The 14,128-nt window shown below is 62.9% G+C and carries 14 protein-coding genes and 1 pseudogene; 9 read left to right on the top strand and 6 right to left on the bottom strand.

The window, feature by feature from the left end; genetic code table 11:
* Positions 1-100: 100 nt before the first annotated feature.
* The 5 genes from bufA2 to V1286_RS05125 all read left to right on the top strand — a co-directional run bounded on the left by bufA2 (position 101) and on the right by V1286_RS05125 (position 3,949).
* On the top strand, positions 101-358 hold the full coding sequence (gene bufA2 / locus V1286_RS05145) for a BufA2 family periplasmic bufferin-type metallophore (protein ID WP_244608308.1): 258 nt from the start codon (positions 101-103) through the stop codon (positions 356-358).
* Between the two features lie 108 nt (positions 359-466).
* Positions 467-1,372 (top strand): MNIO family bufferin maturase, encoded by a 906-nt coding sequence (bufB, locus tag V1286_RS05140; RefSeq protein ID WP_334477999.1) that lies wholly within the window; start codon positions 467-469, stop codon positions 1,370-1,372.
* A complete protein-coding gene (locus tag V1286_RS05135) occupies positions 1,369-2,154 on the top strand; it encodes a DNA-binding domain-containing protein (protein ID WP_334477998.1) in 786 nt (261 codons plus the stop codon). Before bufB ends, V1286_RS05135 begins: the two co-directional genes overlap by 4 nt.
* A gap of 17 nt (positions 2,155-2,171) precedes the next feature.
* Positions 2,172-2,960 carry a creatininase family protein gene (locus tag V1286_RS05130; RefSeq protein WP_334477997.1) on the top strand — a complete coding sequence of 263 codons (789 nt, stop codon included), beginning with the start codon at positions 2,172-2,174 and terminating at the stop codon, positions 2,958-2,960.
* Positions 2,957-3,949 carry a hypothetical protein gene (locus V1286_RS05125; protein WP_334477996.1) on the top strand — a complete coding sequence of 331 codons (993 nt, stop codon included), beginning with the start codon at positions 2,957-2,959 and terminating at the stop codon, positions 3,947-3,949. The genes V1286_RS05130 and V1286_RS05125 overlap by 4 nt, the downstream gene beginning before the upstream one ends.
* 37 nt (positions 3,950-3,986) lie before the next feature.
* Here V1286_RS05125 and V1286_RS05120 read toward each other — a convergent pair.
* The 5 genes and pseudogenes from V1286_RS05120 to V1286_RS05100 all read right to left on the bottom strand — a co-directional run.
* Positions 3,987-4,088, bottom strand: a pseudogene (locus V1286_RS05120) (MBL fold metallo-hydrolase); the annotation flags it as partial.
* 43 nt (positions 4,089-4,131) lie between these two features.
* Positions 4,132-4,521, bottom strand: coding sequence for a cupin domain-containing protein (locus tag V1286_RS05115; protein ID WP_334477995.1), 390 nt, complete (start codon positions 4,519-4,521; stop codon positions 4,132-4,134).
* A 65-nt stretch (positions 4,522-4,586) separates the two neighbouring features.
* The gene (locus tag V1286_RS05110; RefSeq protein WP_334477994.1) at positions 4,587-5,339 is read right to left on the bottom strand and encodes an SDR family oxidoreductase; all 753 of its coding nucleotides are present in this window, start codon (positions 5,337-5,339) and stop codon (positions 4,587-4,589) included.
* Between the two features lie 565 nt (positions 5,340-5,904).
* The gene (locus tag V1286_RS05105; RefSeq protein ID WP_334477993.1) at positions 5,905-6,603 is read right to left on the bottom strand and encodes an outer membrane protein; all 699 of its coding nucleotides are present in this window, start codon (positions 6,601-6,603) and stop codon (positions 5,905-5,907) included.
* 280 nt (positions 6,604-6,883) lie between these two features.
* The gene (locus V1286_RS05100; protein WP_334477992.1) at positions 6,884-8,302 is read right to left on the bottom strand and encodes an FAD-binding oxidoreductase; all 1,419 of its coding nucleotides are present in this window, start codon (positions 8,300-8,302) and stop codon (positions 6,884-6,886) included.
* Between the two features lie 121 nt (positions 8,303-8,423).
* Here V1286_RS05100 and V1286_RS05095 point away from each other — a divergent pair, with 121 nt between their 5' ends.
* Entirely contained in the window at positions 8,424-8,909 is a 486-nt protein-coding gene (locus V1286_RS05095; RefSeq protein WP_417021239.1) for a thioesterase family protein, read from the top strand.
* A gap of 14 nt (positions 8,910-8,923) precedes the next feature.
* On the opposite strand, the gene V1286_RS05090 is transcribed toward V1286_RS05095, so the two are convergent.
* A complete protein-coding gene (locus V1286_RS05090) occupies positions 8,924-9,097 on the bottom strand; it encodes a DUF1328 domain-containing protein (RefSeq protein ID WP_247780452.1) in 174 nt (57 codons plus the stop codon).
* A gap of 290 nt (positions 9,098-9,387) precedes the next feature.
* On the opposite strand from V1286_RS05090, the gene V1286_RS05085 reads away from it, so the two are divergent.
* From V1286_RS05085 to V1286_RS05075, 3 genes are all read left to right on the top strand, one after another.
* A complete protein-coding gene (locus V1286_RS05085) occupies positions 9,388-12,078 on the top strand; it encodes an ATP-dependent helicase (RefSeq protein ID WP_334477989.1) in 2,691 nt (896 codons plus the stop codon).
* A gap of 307 nt (positions 12,079-12,385) precedes the next feature.
* Complete coding sequence (locus tag V1286_RS05080; protein ID WP_334489536.1) at positions 12,386-13,309, top strand: ABC transporter ATP-binding protein; 924 nt, start codon at positions 12,386-12,388, stop codon at positions 13,307-13,309.
* Positions 13,306-14,067 (top strand): ABC transporter permease, encoded by a 762-nt coding sequence (locus V1286_RS05075; protein WP_334477987.1) that lies wholly within the window; start codon positions 13,306-13,308, stop codon positions 14,065-14,067. Before V1286_RS05080 ends, V1286_RS05075 begins: the two co-directional genes overlap by 4 nt.
* The last annotated feature ends 61 nt before the right edge of the window (positions 14,068-14,128 follow it).

The following is a 14,128-nucleotide window of genomic DNA, read 5'->3' as shown; positions in this document are numbered from 1 at the left end:
GGCCAGATCCACCGCGTAACTACCTTCGGGTGCCGTTTGTCGGCTGGAACTGTCGCGGCTTGCGGGCGATGCACCCTCTCACTTCTTTTGGAGGATACCCATGAAGATGACATCCAAGTCCGGCACCGCCATTGCCGCCGCCGCAGCCACCCTGTTCCTGGCGGGCGCCACCATGTCGAGCCCTACCTACGCAGCCGGCGAAGGCAAGTGCGTCGGCGCCAACGCCTGCAAGGGCCAGAGCGCATGCAAGGGCGGGGCAAATGCCTGCAAGGGCCAGAACGCCTGCAAGGGCCAGGGCTTCTCGGCCATGACCAAGGAAAAGTGCGACGCCGCCAAGGGCAAGTTCATGCCGTCCTAGTGGCGGTCCCATCGGGGCCCGGTGTAGGCCGGGCCTCGCATCCATGCTAGGTTGACGGCACAGTTTGGGACACGCATTGTATGGCGGTGCCGTTCGAGCGGAGACGAGATGAACGTCGCGAGCAGATTGCCAGACACTTCGGCGGCCGCGCTTGCAGACCGTCCGGCGACATCGGCCAAGCCGCCCTTCCTCGGTTTCGGGCTCGGCCTGCGCCACCAGCATTACGACGAAATCCTGGGCGGCAATCCGCCGATCGACTGGTTCGAGGTCATCAGCGAAAATTACATGCTGCCCGGCGGCCAACCGCTGCGCACGCTCGATCGCATTTGCGAACGCTATCCCGTGGTGATGCACGGCGTGTCGATGTCGATCGCCTCCACCGCGCCGCCGAATTTCGAATATCTGCAAGCCTTGAAGGATCTCGCCAAGCGCGTCGAGCCGAAATGGGTGTCGGACCATCTATGCTGGACCGGCGTCCACGGCAAGAACCTGCATGATCTCTTGCCGATTCCTTACACGAAGGAAGCGCTCGATCACGTCGTCAGCCGCGTCCAGCTGGTGCAGGACTTCCTCGGCCGCGCCATCGTGCTGGAGAATGTCTCGACCTACGTTCAGTTCAACAATTCCGAAATGCCGGAATGGGAATTCCTGTCCGAGTTGTCGCGACGCGCCGGATGCTGGCTGTTGTTCGACGTCAACAACGTCTATGTCAGCGCCTTCAACCACGGCTACGATCCCATGACCTTCCTCAATGGAATTCCGGCGGATCGCGTGGTGCAGTTTCACATGGCCGGCCACAGCCACATGGGCACCCATATCATCGACACCCACGACCACCCGGTGTGCGAGGATGTCTGGGAGCTCTATGCCGCAGCCCTGAAACGCTTTGGCCGGGTCTCGACCATGATCGAGCGCGACGACAACATTCCGCCGCTCGACGAACTGCTGATCGAGATTGCCAGGACCCGCGAGATGGCCGAAAAAATTCTGCCGGCAGGCAAGCAGACGGGATGAGCGACTTCGCGCGACAGCAGGCCGAGTTTCAGCGCGGCATCCTTGATGGCGACGAAAAGGTGCTGGCTGAAATCCTCGACAGCCCGCGGGAGAAGCGCGAGGTGCTGTTCGGCGTCTATCGCTATGCCTATGGCTCGCGGCTGGTCGAGGCCATGCGCAACGACCATGAGCTGCTGCATCTTTATCTCGGCGACGAGGTGTTCGATGAGATGGGCCACGCTTACGTCAAGGCGCGCCCGTCCGGGCATCCGAACCTGCGCTGGTTCTCGCAAGGCCTGCCGGCGTTCCTCAAATCGACCGCCCCCTACTCCGACCATCCCGAGCTGTCCGATCTCGCCGCACTCGAAAAGGCGCTCAACGACGCCTTCGACGCCGCGGAAGGCAAGATCGTCGCGTTGACCGACATGGCAGGCTTTGCGCCCGAAGCATGGTCGGGCCTCCGATTCCGGCCGCATCCCACTGCATTCCGGCTCGACGTTGCGACCAATGCGGCTGCAATCTGGCTTGCGCTCAAGAACGACGAGGCGCCGCCGGACGCGACCGGGCTGCAGCAGCCCGCGCATCTCCTGATCTGGCGCCAGGACGTCACGCCGATGTTCCGCGAACTTTCGGCGGAAGAGGCGATGATGTGGGACGAGGCCGCGAACGGCATTCCGTTTGGCGTGCTCTGCGAAATGCTAGCTACCTATGACGATCCCGACAGCGCGGCGGGCCGCGGCGCGGGCTATCTGCACGGCTGGATCACGGCAGGACTTTTGACGGATGTTTCCGTCGGTTCATAAAGAGGGGCGCCCGGCGAATGGGAATAGACACCGATCGCCATTTCATCGAGCGCATGCATTGGGACGAAGTCGCGCAGCGCATCAATGATGGCGCGGTGGCCATATTGCCGATCGGCGCCGCGGCCAAGCAGCACGGCTTCCACCTCCCCCTCAATACCGACCGCATTCAGGCCGAATGGCTCGCCGGCCGGATGGCGGAAAAAATCGACGCGCTGATCTGGCCGACGCTGACCTATGGCCATTACCCCGCCTTCGTCGAATATGCCGGCAGCAGCAGCCTTTCGATTTCGACCTTCGAGGCGCTCGTGCGCGAGGTGGCGGGGCAGATTCTCGGCAGCGCATGCCCAAAGCTGCTCGTGCTCAATACCGGGATCAGCACGCTGGCGCCGGTAGACCGCGCCCTGGCGCGCCTCGCCAGCGAGCGGATCAAGCATTTGTGGATCCACGAAGGTCCGCGCTATCCCCGCGTGGCCAGGCAATTGGCCGAGCAGAGCCACGGCAGCCATGCCGACGAACTGGAAACGTCGCTGATGCTGGCGTTGGCGCCGCACGTGGTCGACATGACGCGCGCCGAAGCCAGCCCTGAGCTGAAACAGGGGACGCCGGGCGCATTAACACCGTCGGACCCGAATTCACCGAACTACAGCCGCTCCGGCAGCTATGGCGATCCGACGCGGGCGACATCGGCCAAGGGCGAAGCCTTGCTCGCCGCCATGCTTGACGATCTCCACGAACAGGCCGCCGCCTTCATCGCGCAAGGCACCGAGCAGCACCGACCTGCCGTAGTGCAAAGCGTGCTGCGATGAAATCCGCCGGCGCCTTTCGCTGGACCGTTGCTGCCGCCGTCCTCGCCGCGATGCTGGCAAGCGCCCTATCGTTCCGCGCCGACGCGCAATCGGAATATATGCGCGGCGACCGCATGCCCTACGATGCGTTCGACCGGCTGCCCAGGACCGATCTTGAAGTGCCTGGCGGCACCATCCATGTCGCGTTCGCGCCGGGCGACATCGCACTCCCCAGGGAAAAACTGCTCGGCTGGATCAGGATGTCGGCCCGGGCCGTCACGACCTATTACGGGCGGTTTCCCGTCGCCTCGCTGCGGCTATTATTGGTGCCCGTCGATGGCGGGCGCATCCGCGGCGGCACGACGTGGGGCTATCGCGGCGCCGCCATTCGCATTCCGCTCGGCCGCGATTCCACCGAGGATGTCTTGCAGCGCGACTGGGTGATGGTGCACGAGATGGTGCATACCGCCCTGCCCGACATGCCCGATCGCTACGCATGGCTGTCGGAAGGACTGGCCGTCTATGTCGAGCCGGTCGCGCGGGTGCAGGCCGGAGACCTTAACGAGCGTGAAATCTGGCAGGCGATGATGCGCGACATGCCCAAAGGTTTGCCGCAGGCCGGCGACCAGGGCCTCGACAACACGCCCACCTGGGGGCGCAGATACTGGGGCGGCGCGATGTTCTGCCTGCTGGCCGATATCGAAATCCGCAAAGCGACGAATAATCGCCGCGGGCTACAGGACGCGATGCGCGGCGTGCTCGCCGCCGGCGGCAGTCATGAGCAGGACTGGTCGATCGAGCGCATTCTTGCAACCGCTGACAAGGCCGTCGGCGTCGACGTGCTGACCCGGCTCCACGACGAGATGGGGCCGAAGCCGGTGACGCCAGATCTTGCTGCGCTCTGGCGCGACCTCGGACTGAAGCGGATTGGCGAAGATCTCGAATTCGACGACACCGCGCCGCTCACAGCGATCCGCAAGGCAATCACGGCGCCGCGGTCGAACGACTAAAGCGCGATGATTTAGTTAGGCCGTGAACTCATTAGCGGGTAAGCGCCACGTCGGTCACGGACGAAAAATCGATGCCGGCGGCATCCAGTCGCAGGGCCAACCGCCCGGCCCGCGGCAAGTTCAAGTTCGGGTCCGTCCCTGCTGATTGCCTTACCTTTCGTGTACTTGGGTTGCCGTAACAGTCACTGTGCGGGCACGAGTGCGGGGGCGCCCTTGTCCTTGATCAAGAGCACCAGGAATTTCGCCGGCTGGGTGCCGCTTGCGTTCCGGTCGACGACATGAACATCGTCAGGGCCTTCATAGAAGGACTGTCCTGGTGTCAGTGTCACCTGTTGTCCACCCTTCAGCTGCATCACGACGGAGCCCTCCAGCGCGTAAACAAACGCATGTGCATTGTGTCGGTGGATAGCGCTCGACCCGCCGGGCGCATGCTCGACTGTGATCATCAGAGCTTCCCTGCCGGGATTCTCCGGAAGATCCTTAGACATGAGTGACGTGACCTTGGGCTCCTGTGCCGCCGCCGTGCCCGTCATGAGGCACAGAAGAACCAACGCAACGAGTTTGATCGTCATGGTCGCCTCCTTCGTTCGTTGCCCGGGACACGCTCGTGACGGACAGGGCGTACCTCCGATCGGGGTCAGGTTGCAGCCTGTGAGCGGCGGAACCATTCGTCGAAACCGATGCGGCCGAGGCGTGCTTCGCCCAACGGCACGAGCGAGTGCTCCTCGACCCGGCCGCCCCAGTATCGGGCCTCGGGATCGCTCACTACCTCACGCGGGTCGCCAACAGCCTTCAGATAACGGGCGACGATTTCGTTGAACGGCGCTCGTTCCGGGCCGGCGATCTCCACGATGCCGCTTCGCGGCGCCGCGAGTGCCACATCGGCAACGATGGCAGCAACGTCGTCTGCCGCGATCGGCTGGAACAGGATGGGCGGGAGCCTGACCAGGCTTCCGTCCGCACTTGAATCGGCGACGCCGCGGAGGAATTCCAGGAACTGGGTTGAGCGGACGATGGTGTATGGGATGCCGGAGGTCTCGATCAGTTTCTCTTGGGCGACCTTGGCGCGGAAATAGCCATTGTCTGTTCGGTCGATTGCGACGATGGAGAGCGCGACATGGTGTCGGACTCCGGCTGCGGCCTCCGCTGCGAGAAGGTTGCGGCCGGAGGTCTCGAAGAACTCCAGCACCGCCTTGTCTTCAAATGAGGGCGAATTGGCCAGGTCGATCACGACCTGCGCGCCGGCCAGGGCCTCATTGAGCCCCTCGCCGGTGATGGTGTTGACGCCGCCGTTGGGCGAGGCGGCGAGGACTTCGTGGCCACCTTGGCGCAGAATGGCGACGGTCTTCGAGCCGATCAGGCCGGTGCCGCCGATCACGACGATCTTCATGGTTGACCTCCCTTGTCGATGACTGGAGATCCTGGATGATTGGAAGTCCTTAAATGAGTTCGAGAAGACGGTTCGAAAGCTACTGAGACAAAATGTTACCAGCATGACATGCCGCGCGCGGCTTCCCAGACGTCGTCGACTGGTCAGCACTACTGATTGATTTGTGGAGGCACCTGCATAGCTCATGCGGCGTCGGAAATGATTTGTCAGGCTCTAACGTAGAGCGAACACGACAACAACGAGCGCAATGGGCAGCAGGGCCCCGACTGTCAAAGCGAAGATATTGAACCAATCTCTGCTCATACAGAAAAATGCGCTCGACCAAATTTTGTTTCTGCGTCAACGCGCTATTAGATCGAGGTAATGCGTTCTCACTATCTCCGTCATCCCTGCGCAACGGCTTCGCCGTTGTCGCTGGAGGCGCGAGCGAAGCGAGCCTCGAAGGATGAGCGGCCCGAGTTGTGGCCGTCGCCCTTCGAGGGCCGCACTGCGCGCGGCCACCTCAGGGTGAACGCAATTGCGTTCATCCCGGGGTGGCGGATCACGTTCAAGCCCAAGCGGAGTATCAGAACCGGTAGCTGGCGCCGACGCGCACGAGATGCATCTCGTTGCGGAATTCAGTGCGGGTGCGGTCCCGGCTGGACAGCGTGACGCTGCCATAATTAGCGTAGAGATATTCACCGCGCCCGACGAAATGCTTGGTGAAAGCATACTCGAAGCCGCCGCCCGCGATCAGCCCGGCCTTGACCTGTTCATCCCAGATAACCTGCTCTATGGTGTCACACCCCTTCTGAACGGTGTAGCGGTAGCCGTTGCCGATGCTGGCCACGCCGACACCGACTGCACCAAACGCCAGCAGGCGGTCGAACGCGTAGCCTGCGCGCAGGCGGGCGGAGCCGAATGCGCCGAAGCTCGACAGCAACGCGCTGTCGCCAAAGACGTGCTCGTCCCGTGACGACGTGGACTTGCCCCAATCGAGTTCGCCGCCGATCACAAAGCGGTTGGCGAATTGATAGTTGTAGCCGCCATAGACGCCGATGGCGAAGCCGCCGGCCTGCCCCTCCGCATGACGACAAGCACCATTTCGGCAGTAATCGGCCGCCCACGCGGCATACGCGCCACCGCCGTAAACGCCCGCATAGAACCCGGTCCAGTTGTATTGAGGCGAAGGCAGGTCCGGAATACGGATTTCGGCAGCCTTCGCCGCCGGACCTGCCAGTAAAAAGCCACAAGCGGCAACAATCCCCCAGGAAAGAAAACGCATCAACGCACCTCATCACGCACGCACACGCAACACATGTTGCGGAACCAAGCTGAAGAGGGAACTTCGGGCGCGACGATGTTTAAGTCGGGCGGCGCTGTGTTGAAACGAGGCTATGTTTGGAACCAAACTGCGACGGTCGCCACAATGTACAACCCTTGAGCGAACAACGCCGTTGCAAGCCCTCGCCCACCACCAGCGGTTTCAACACGAAGGTGGCTGTCGCTGGGCAGGGCTGTAGCGTTTTTGAGCGATGCATGCCCCGGACTTGATCCGGGGTGCCCTAGTTCGCCGGCAGGATCTTGCCGGGATTGAAAATGTTCTGCGGATCGAGCGCCAGCTTCAGCGCGCGCATGGCGTCGATCGCCTCGGGGCCGAGCTCGGCCTCGAGGTATTTCTGCTTGCCCTGCCCGATGCCGTGTTCGCCGGTGCATGTGCCGCCCATCGCCTGCGCGCGCTCGACCAGGCGATGCATGAAGTCCTCACCGCGGGCCATTTCCTCCGAATTGTCGATGTCGCAGACCAGCGAGCAGTGGAAGTTGCCGTCGCCGACATGGCCGACGATCGGCGACAACAGATTGAGCCGCTTCAGATCGTCCTCGGTCTCGGTGACACAATCGGCAAGCCTCGAGATCGGCACGCAGACATCGGTCGCCACCACGCCCGCGCCGGGACGCAGCGCCTTCACCGACCAATAGGCGTCATGTCGCGCCTGCCACAGCTTGGTGCGGTCCTCCGGCTTGGTGGTCCAGGTGAAATCGCCGCCGCCGCATTCCTTGGCGATCTCGCTGAAATTCCTCGACTGCTCGGCCACCTCGACCTCGCTGCCATGGAATTCCAGCAGCAGCAGCGGCGTCTCCGGCAAGGTCAGCTTCGAATAGGCATTGCAGGCGCGAACCTGCTCGGCGTTGAGCAGTTCGATCCGCGCGAGCGGAATCCCGGTCTGGATGGCGAGGATCGTGGCCTGACAGGCGCCGCGCACGGTCTCGAACGAACAGGCGGCGGCCGCGATCGTCTCGGGGATGCCGCGCAGCTTGATGGTGAGTTCGGAGATGATACCGAGCGTACCCTCGGCGCCGACGAACAGATGCGTCAGGTCGTAACCGGCCGCTGATTTTTTCGCCCGCGTGCCGGTCGTGATGATCTCGCCGTCGCCGCGCACCACTTTGAGCGCCAGCACGTTGTCGCGGATGGTGCCGTAACGCACCGCATTGGTCCCTGAGGCCCGCGTCGAAGCCATGCCGCCGAGCGAGGCGTCGGCGCCGGGATCGATCGGGAAGAACAGCCCCTGGTCGCGCAGATGCTCGTTCAGCGCCTTGCGGGTGACGCCCGGCTGGATCACGCAATCCAGATCCTCGGCATGAACTTCGAGAATCCGGTTCATGTCGCGCAAATCGATGCAGACGCCGCCGGCCGGCGCGTTGACCTGGCCCTCCAGCGACGTACCCGTACCGAACGCGATCACGGGAACGCCGTGCTTGGCACAGATCCGCACCACGTCCTGGATATCAGACGTTTCCTGCGCCATCACCACCGCGTCGGGCGGCTGCGTCGGAAGCCATGTGGTGGTATGGGCGTGCTGCTCGCGCACCGCCTGCGAGGTAATCAGCCGGTTGCCGAATCGCGCCGCCAGCGCCTCGACCGCGCTTGCCAGCGCCTCCGGCTCCGGCCGCTTCACACTACCTGTTATCGTCATCGCCACGCCAAATTCCTCCGGATTTGAGCGGACCGTGGCAAAGGATATAAGGGGGGTCAAGAGACCCGCAAAAACAAAGGGATGGATGATGACGACCGTTGCCGCCGCCGGCGACCGCCTGAAGAATATGCCGCTGCCGCCGGCTCCGTTCCTGTCCTCGGTGATGCAGATCGAGCCGCAATGGATCGACTATAACGGCCATCTCAACATGGCCTATTACAACGTGATGATGGACCGCGCGATCGACGAGATGTGGCTGCAACTCGGGATCGGGCCGGCCTACATGAAGGAGCGCCACAGCTCGACCTTCACCGCCGAATGCCATGTACGCTACATACGCGAGATTCACCTCGGCGATCCCGTTCAGATTTCGGTTTATCTGTTAGGTCATGATGAGAAGCGGCTGCATACGTTCGAGGAACTGCGCCACGCGACCGAAGGCTGGCTCTCCGCCACCTCGGAAAACATGACGCTCCACATGGATATGAATGCGCGGAAAGTTGCGCCTTTCCCGCCGGACATTCGCGCCCGCATCCAGGCGGTGGTGGATTCGCATGCAGCCGTGCCGCGGCCCGAAGGCGTCGGCCGCAAGGTCGCGATGCCTTCAGGATAGCCCATTCCGGGTCGCTAGACGTTGCTGCGTCCGCGCACCAGTCCGACCACAGCCGAGATCAGGAACAGGATCACGGCGATAAAGAAGATCGCCTTGGCGATCTCGACGGAGGCGCCGGCGATGCCGCCGAAGCCCAGAATACCCGCGATCAACGCAATGATCAGAAACGTAACGACCCAGCTCAGCATGACACGACCTCGATTGGCTGTTGCTCTCGCGATGGCAGCGGCTGACGCGTCGCGCATCGCCTGCAGGACCAATCCGGGCCGGGAATGATGGTTCCGGGCCGCAAAATCCCGAAATTTGACGATTTAAGCGGAACAAAATCGCCGCAAAGCCCTGAGATCAGGGCCTGAAAACGCGACCGGATAAAACCTGTCAAAACGGCCGGACGGGCCCTATATGCCCCTCAATCCCTGCTAAGAAGGCTCCCCTTTACCGCCTCACGGTGCCATCGTGGGGCCAACGCGATTCGAGCATGACCGAGCCGAGCAAACTGCCCCATCACGGCGTCCCCGAGCACCAGCCTGCGGCTGGCGGCATCGCCGCGCGTGCGCGGGCCGCGGCCGGTCCGCAATATCTCAACGGCCTCAATCCCGAACAGCGCGACGCGGTCGTGACGCTGGACGGGCCGGTTCTGGTGCTGGCCGGCGCCGGCACCGGCAAGACGCGGGTGCTGACCACGCGGATTGCCCACATCCTCAGTCAGGGCCGGGCGCGGCCGCATGAAATCCTGTCGGTGACCTTCACCAACAAGGCCGCGCGCGAGATGAAGCTGCGGCTCGGCCAGATGCTCGGCCAGGCCGTGGAAGGCATGCCGTGGCTCGGCACCTTCCACTCGATCGGCGGCCGCATCCTGCGCATCCACGCCGAACTGGTGCAGCTCAAATCCAATTTCACCGTGCTCGATGTCGACGATCAGGTGCGGCTCTTGAAGCAATTGCTGCAGGCCGAGAACATCGACGACAAGCGCTGGCCGGCGCGCATGCTGGCCGGACTGATCGACGGCTGGAAGAACCGCGGCCTGACGCCTGGCCAGGTGCCGGCGGGCGAGGCCGCGATGTTCGGCAACGGCAAGGGCGGCAAGCTCTACGCAAGCTATCAGGAGCGGCTGAAGATCCTCAATGCCGCCGATTTCGGCGATCTCCTGCTGGAGAACATCCGGCTGTTTCGTGAGAACCCCGATGTGCTGCGGCAGTACCAGAACCGGTTCAAGTTCATTCTGGTCGACGAATACCAGGACACCAACGTCGCGCAGTATCTTTGGCTGCGGCTGCTGTCGCAGGCGCCGTCACGCCCGGGGGCGCCGCTCTCGGCGATCATTCCGGGAGCGACGGAGCCCTCCGTCATTCCGGGGCGCACCGATTCTCCTGTCATTCCAGGGCACGCCGAAGGCGTGAACCTGGAATCTCGAGCAGGCGAAGACTCACTTCGAGATTCCGGGTCTGCGCTTTCAGCGCATCCCGGAATGACGGCGAGCGCGGCCGCGGCGCCCGCCGCCCCCCTCAAAAACATCTGCTGCGTCGGCGACGACGACCAGTCGATCTATGGCTGGCGCGGCGCGGAGGTCGACAACATCCTGCGCTTCGAGCACGACTTTCCCGGCGCAAAAGTCATCCGCCTCGAACGCAATTACCGTTCCACCGGCCATATCCTCGCCGCCGCCTCGCATCTCATCGCGCACAATGAGGGCCGGCTCGGCAAGACGCTGCGCACCGAGGATGTCGACGGCGAGAAAGTCACCGTCACCGGCTCCTGGGATTCGGAAGAGGAAGCCCGCGCCATCGGCGAGGAGATCGAGGAGCTGCAGCGCGCGGGCGAAAACCTCAACGAGGTCGCGATCCTGGTGCGGGCCTCGTTCCAGATGCGCGAGTTCGAAGATCGTTTCGTCACCCTCGGCCTGCCCTACCGCGTGATCGGCGGTCCGCGGTTTTATGAGCGCGCCGAAATCCGCGACGCGCTGGCCTATCTGCGCACGATCAATTCGCCCGCCGACGATCTCGCCTTTGAGCGCATCATCAACGTGCCGAAGCGCGGCCTTGGCGACGCCACCGTGCAGATGCTGCACGACCACGCCCGCAAGCGCCGCATTCCGCTGTTCGAGGCGGCACGCGCCGTGGTCGAGACCGACGAGCTGAAACCGAAGGCGCGCGGGAGCCTGCGCGAGCTGGTCGCACAATTCGACCGCTGGCGCGCCCACCGCGAGGTCACCTCGCATACGGAGTTGGCCGAAATCGTGCTCGACGAGAGCGGCTACACCGAGATGTGGCAAAAGGACCGCTCCGCCGACGCCGCGGGCCGGCTGGATAACTTGAAGGAACTGGTGCGCTCGATGGAAGAGTTCGAGAACCTGCAAGGGTTCCTCGAACATATCTCGCTGGTGATGGACCGCGACGGCGGCGCCGAGGATGAAGCCGCGTCGCTGATGACACTGCATTCGGCCAAGGGACTGGAATTCGACAACGTGTTCCTGCCCGGCTGGGAAGAAGGCCTGTTTCCGAGCCAGCGCACGCTCGACGAACAGGGCCGCGCCGGCCTCGAAGAAGAACGGCGCCTCGCTCATGTCGGCCTGACCCGCGCGCGCCGCCGCGCCAAGCTCTATTTCGCCACCAACCGGCGCATCCACGGAACGTGGTCGACCACGATCCCGTCGCGCTTCCTCGATGAATTGCCGGCGGCCAATGTCGAGATCACGGAATCCAAGGGCGGCTCCGGCTGGGGCGGCAGCAGCGGCTACGGCCCGTCGCGCTTCGACAATGTCGAATCCTTCGGCTCCAGCTACAGCACCCCGGGCTGGCAGCGCGCCCAGGCCAACCGCAACCGCGGACAGGGCGGCCGCGGACAGGCCCGCGGCGGTTTCGAGGAAAGCCAGTCGCCGTTTTCTGGTTCGCGCAGCGATACCTCAGGTTCGCGCAGCGATGTCGGCTCGCGCGGCGATACCTTCTCAGGCGGCGGCTTTTCGCGCAACAAGCGCGGCCCGATGGTGATCGAAGGCGAACTGGTCGCAAAATCCACCGGCACCGTTTCGGAATTCTCGCTCGACGACCGCGTGTTCCACCAGAAATTCGGCTACGGCAACGTGGTGAAGATCGACGGCAACAAGCTGACCATTGCGTTCGAGAAGGCCGGCGAGAAGAAGGTGGTCGATAGTTTCGTGGAGCGGGTGTAAATCACCCCATGAACCACAAGCGCAAACGCCCGAAGTCCGCCCGGGCCGGCTGCCTGTTGTGCAAGCCGCACAAGGCAAATGGCTGTTGCCCGCGTCATAAGAACATGCGGTTTGGAGACCGTCGACGTTTCGAGGTTGGCCGAGAATAAATGCATTGCGAAGGCTTCGTTTCCGCAAAGCAGATTCTACTATTGCGGAATGAGACGTTCGTCCCTATCTCCCGGTTCCCACCCCTTCCCCGCGTCGATTCCAGCCGAAGCGCCGCTGTGTCGTTCGCCCATTTCCGTTTCAGACTGCCATGCTCGCGATGCCCCCCATCATATCCGTCTCAAATCTTTCAAAGACCTACAGCTCCGGTTTCAAGGCGCTGAACGGCATCAATCTCGACATCAAACGCGGCGAGATTTTTGCGCTGCTCGGGCCGAACGGCGCCGGCAAGACGACGCTGATCAGCATCGTTTGCGGCATCGCCAATCTGAGCGAGGGCAGCGTCACCGTCGGCGGGCATGACATCAACCGGGATTATCGCGCAGCGCGGTCGCTGATCGGGCTGGTGCCGCAGGAACTGCATACCGATTCCTTTGAAACCGTATGGGCGACCGTCAGCTTCAGCCGCGGCCTGTTCGGCAAGCCGAAGAACCCGGCCCATATCGAAAAGGTGCTGAAGGACCTGTCGCTGTGGGACAAGAAGGATTCCAAGATCATCACGCTGTCCGGCGGCATGAAGCGCCGCGTGATGATCGCAAAAGCGCTGTCGCACGAGCCGCAGATTCTTTTCCTGGACGAGCCGACCGCGGGCGTCGACGTCGAACTGCGCAAGGGCATGTGGGATGTGGTGCGCGCGCTCCAAGCCTCCGGCGTCACCATCATCCTGACCACGCATTACATCCAGGAAGCCGAGGAGATGGCCGACCGCATCGGCGTCATCAACAAGGGCGAGATCATCCTGGTCGAGGACAAGGCCGGGCTGATGCAGAAGCTCGGCAAGAAGGAATTGAAAGTGCATTTGCAAGGCAAGATCGATGCGATCCCCGCCTCGCTCGCCGCCTACAATCTCGAACTGTGCGACGACGGCCACGCCGTGATCTATGACTACGACACCAAGGGCGACCGCACCGGCATCACCAGCCTGCTCGGCGACCTCCGCAGCGCGGGTATCCGGATCTCGGACCTCGACACAAGACAGTCGTCGCTGGAAGACATCTTCGTCAGCCTGGTGAGGGCGCCATGAATTACCGTGCGATCCGCGCCATCTATTTGTTCGAAATGGCCCGCACCTGGCGCACGCTGCTGCAGAGCATCGTCTCGCCGGTGGTTTCCACCTCGCTCTATTTCGTGGTGTTCGGTGCCGCGATCGGCTCGCGCATCACGGAAGTCGAGGGCGTCAGCTATGGCACCTTCATCGTACCGGGGCTGGTGATGCTGTCGGTCCTGACGCAGAGCATCGCCAACGCTTCTTTCGGAATCTATTTTCCTAAATTCGTCGGCACCATCTATGAAATATTGTCGGCGCCGGTTTCGTATATCGAGATCGTGATCGGCTATGTCGGGGCGGCGGCGACCAAATCGATCATCCTCGGCCTGATTATTCTCGCCACCGCGGCGCTGTTCGTGCCGCTGCACATCATGCATCCCTGGTGGATGCTGACCTTCCTGGTGCTGACGGCGGTGACCTTCAGCCTGTTCGGCTTCATCATCGGCATCTGGGCCGACGGTTTCGAGAAACTACAGATGATCCCGATGCTGGTGGTGACGCCGCTGACCTTTCTCGGCGGCAGCTTCTACTCGGTGAACATGCTGCCCTCGGGCTGGCGCACCATCACGCTGCTCAATCCCGTGGTCTATCTGATCTCGGGCTTCCGCTGGAGTTTCTACGAGATCGCCGACGTCAGCGTAGCCTTGAGCCTTGGCATGACGCTCGGCTTCCTCGCCATCTGCATGGCGCTGGTGTGGTGGATTTTCCGGACCGGTTACCGGCTGAAGAACTGACGGGGATACGTAGCCCGGATGGAGCGAAGCGCAATCCGGGACACGGTGTTCAATCACAGGC

The organism is Bradyrhizobium algeriense, assembly GCF_036924595.1.
Classification (GTDB): domain Bacteria; phylum Pseudomonadota; class Alphaproteobacteria; order Rhizobiales; family Xanthobacteraceae; genus Bradyrhizobium; species Bradyrhizobium algeriense.
The sequence above is the reverse complement of the archived record's forward strand: the minus strand, read 5'-3'. Positions and strand labels throughout refer to the sequence as shown.

What these genes read in the sequence shown, in the direction of transcription:
- bufA2 (WP_244608308.1), top strand. Translation starts at nt 101, where the DNA reads ATGAAGATGACATCCAAGTCCGGCACCGCCATTGCCGCCGCCGCAGCC.
- bufB (WP_334477999.1), top strand. Translation starts at nt 467, where the DNA reads ATGAACGTCGCGAGCAGATTGCCAGACACTTCGGCGGCCGCGCTTGCA.
- V1286_RS05135 (WP_334477998.1), top strand. Translation starts at nt 1,369, where the DNA reads ATGAGCGACTTCGCGCGACAGCAGGCCGAGTTTCAGCGCGGCATCCTT.
- V1286_RS05130 (WP_334477997.1), top strand. Translation starts at nt 2,172, where the DNA reads ATGGGAATAGACACCGATCGCCATTTCATCGAGCGCATGCATTGGGAC.
- V1286_RS05125 (WP_334477996.1), top strand. Translation starts at nt 2,957, where the DNA reads ATGAAATCCGCCGGCGCCTTTCGCTGGACCGTTGCTGCCGCCGTCCTC.
- V1286_RS05115 (WP_334477995.1), bottom strand. Translation starts at nt 4,521, where the DNA reads ATGACGATCAAACTCGTTGCGTTGGTTCTTCTGTGCCTCATGACGGGC.
- V1286_RS05110 (WP_334477994.1), bottom strand. Translation starts at nt 5,339, where the DNA reads ATGAAGATCGTCGTGATCGGCGGCACCGGCCTGATCGGCTCGAAGACC.
- V1286_RS05105 (WP_334477993.1), bottom strand. Translation starts at nt 6,603, where the DNA reads ATGCGTTTTCTTTCCTGGGGGATTGTTGCCGCTTGTGGCTTTTTACTG.
- V1286_RS05095 (WP_417021239.1), top strand. Translation starts at nt 8,424, where the DNA reads ATGCCGCTGCCGCCGGCTCCGTTCCTGTCCTCGGTGATGCAGATCGAG.
- V1286_RS05090 (WP_247780452.1), bottom strand. Translation starts at nt 9,097, where the DNA reads ATGCTGAGCTGGGTCGTTACGTTTCTGATCATTGCGTTGATCGCGGGT.
- V1286_RS05085 (WP_334477989.1), top strand. Translation starts at nt 9,388, where the DNA reads ATGACCGAGCCGAGCAAACTGCCCCATCACGGCGTCCCCGAGCACCAG.
- V1286_RS05080 (WP_334489536.1), top strand. Translation starts at nt 12,386, where the DNA reads ATGCCCCCCATCATATCCGTCTCAAATCTTTCAAAGACCTACAGCTCC.
- V1286_RS05075 (WP_334477987.1), top strand. Translation starts at nt 13,306, where the DNA reads ATGAATTACCGTGCGATCCGCGCCATCTATTTGTTCGAAATGGCCCGC.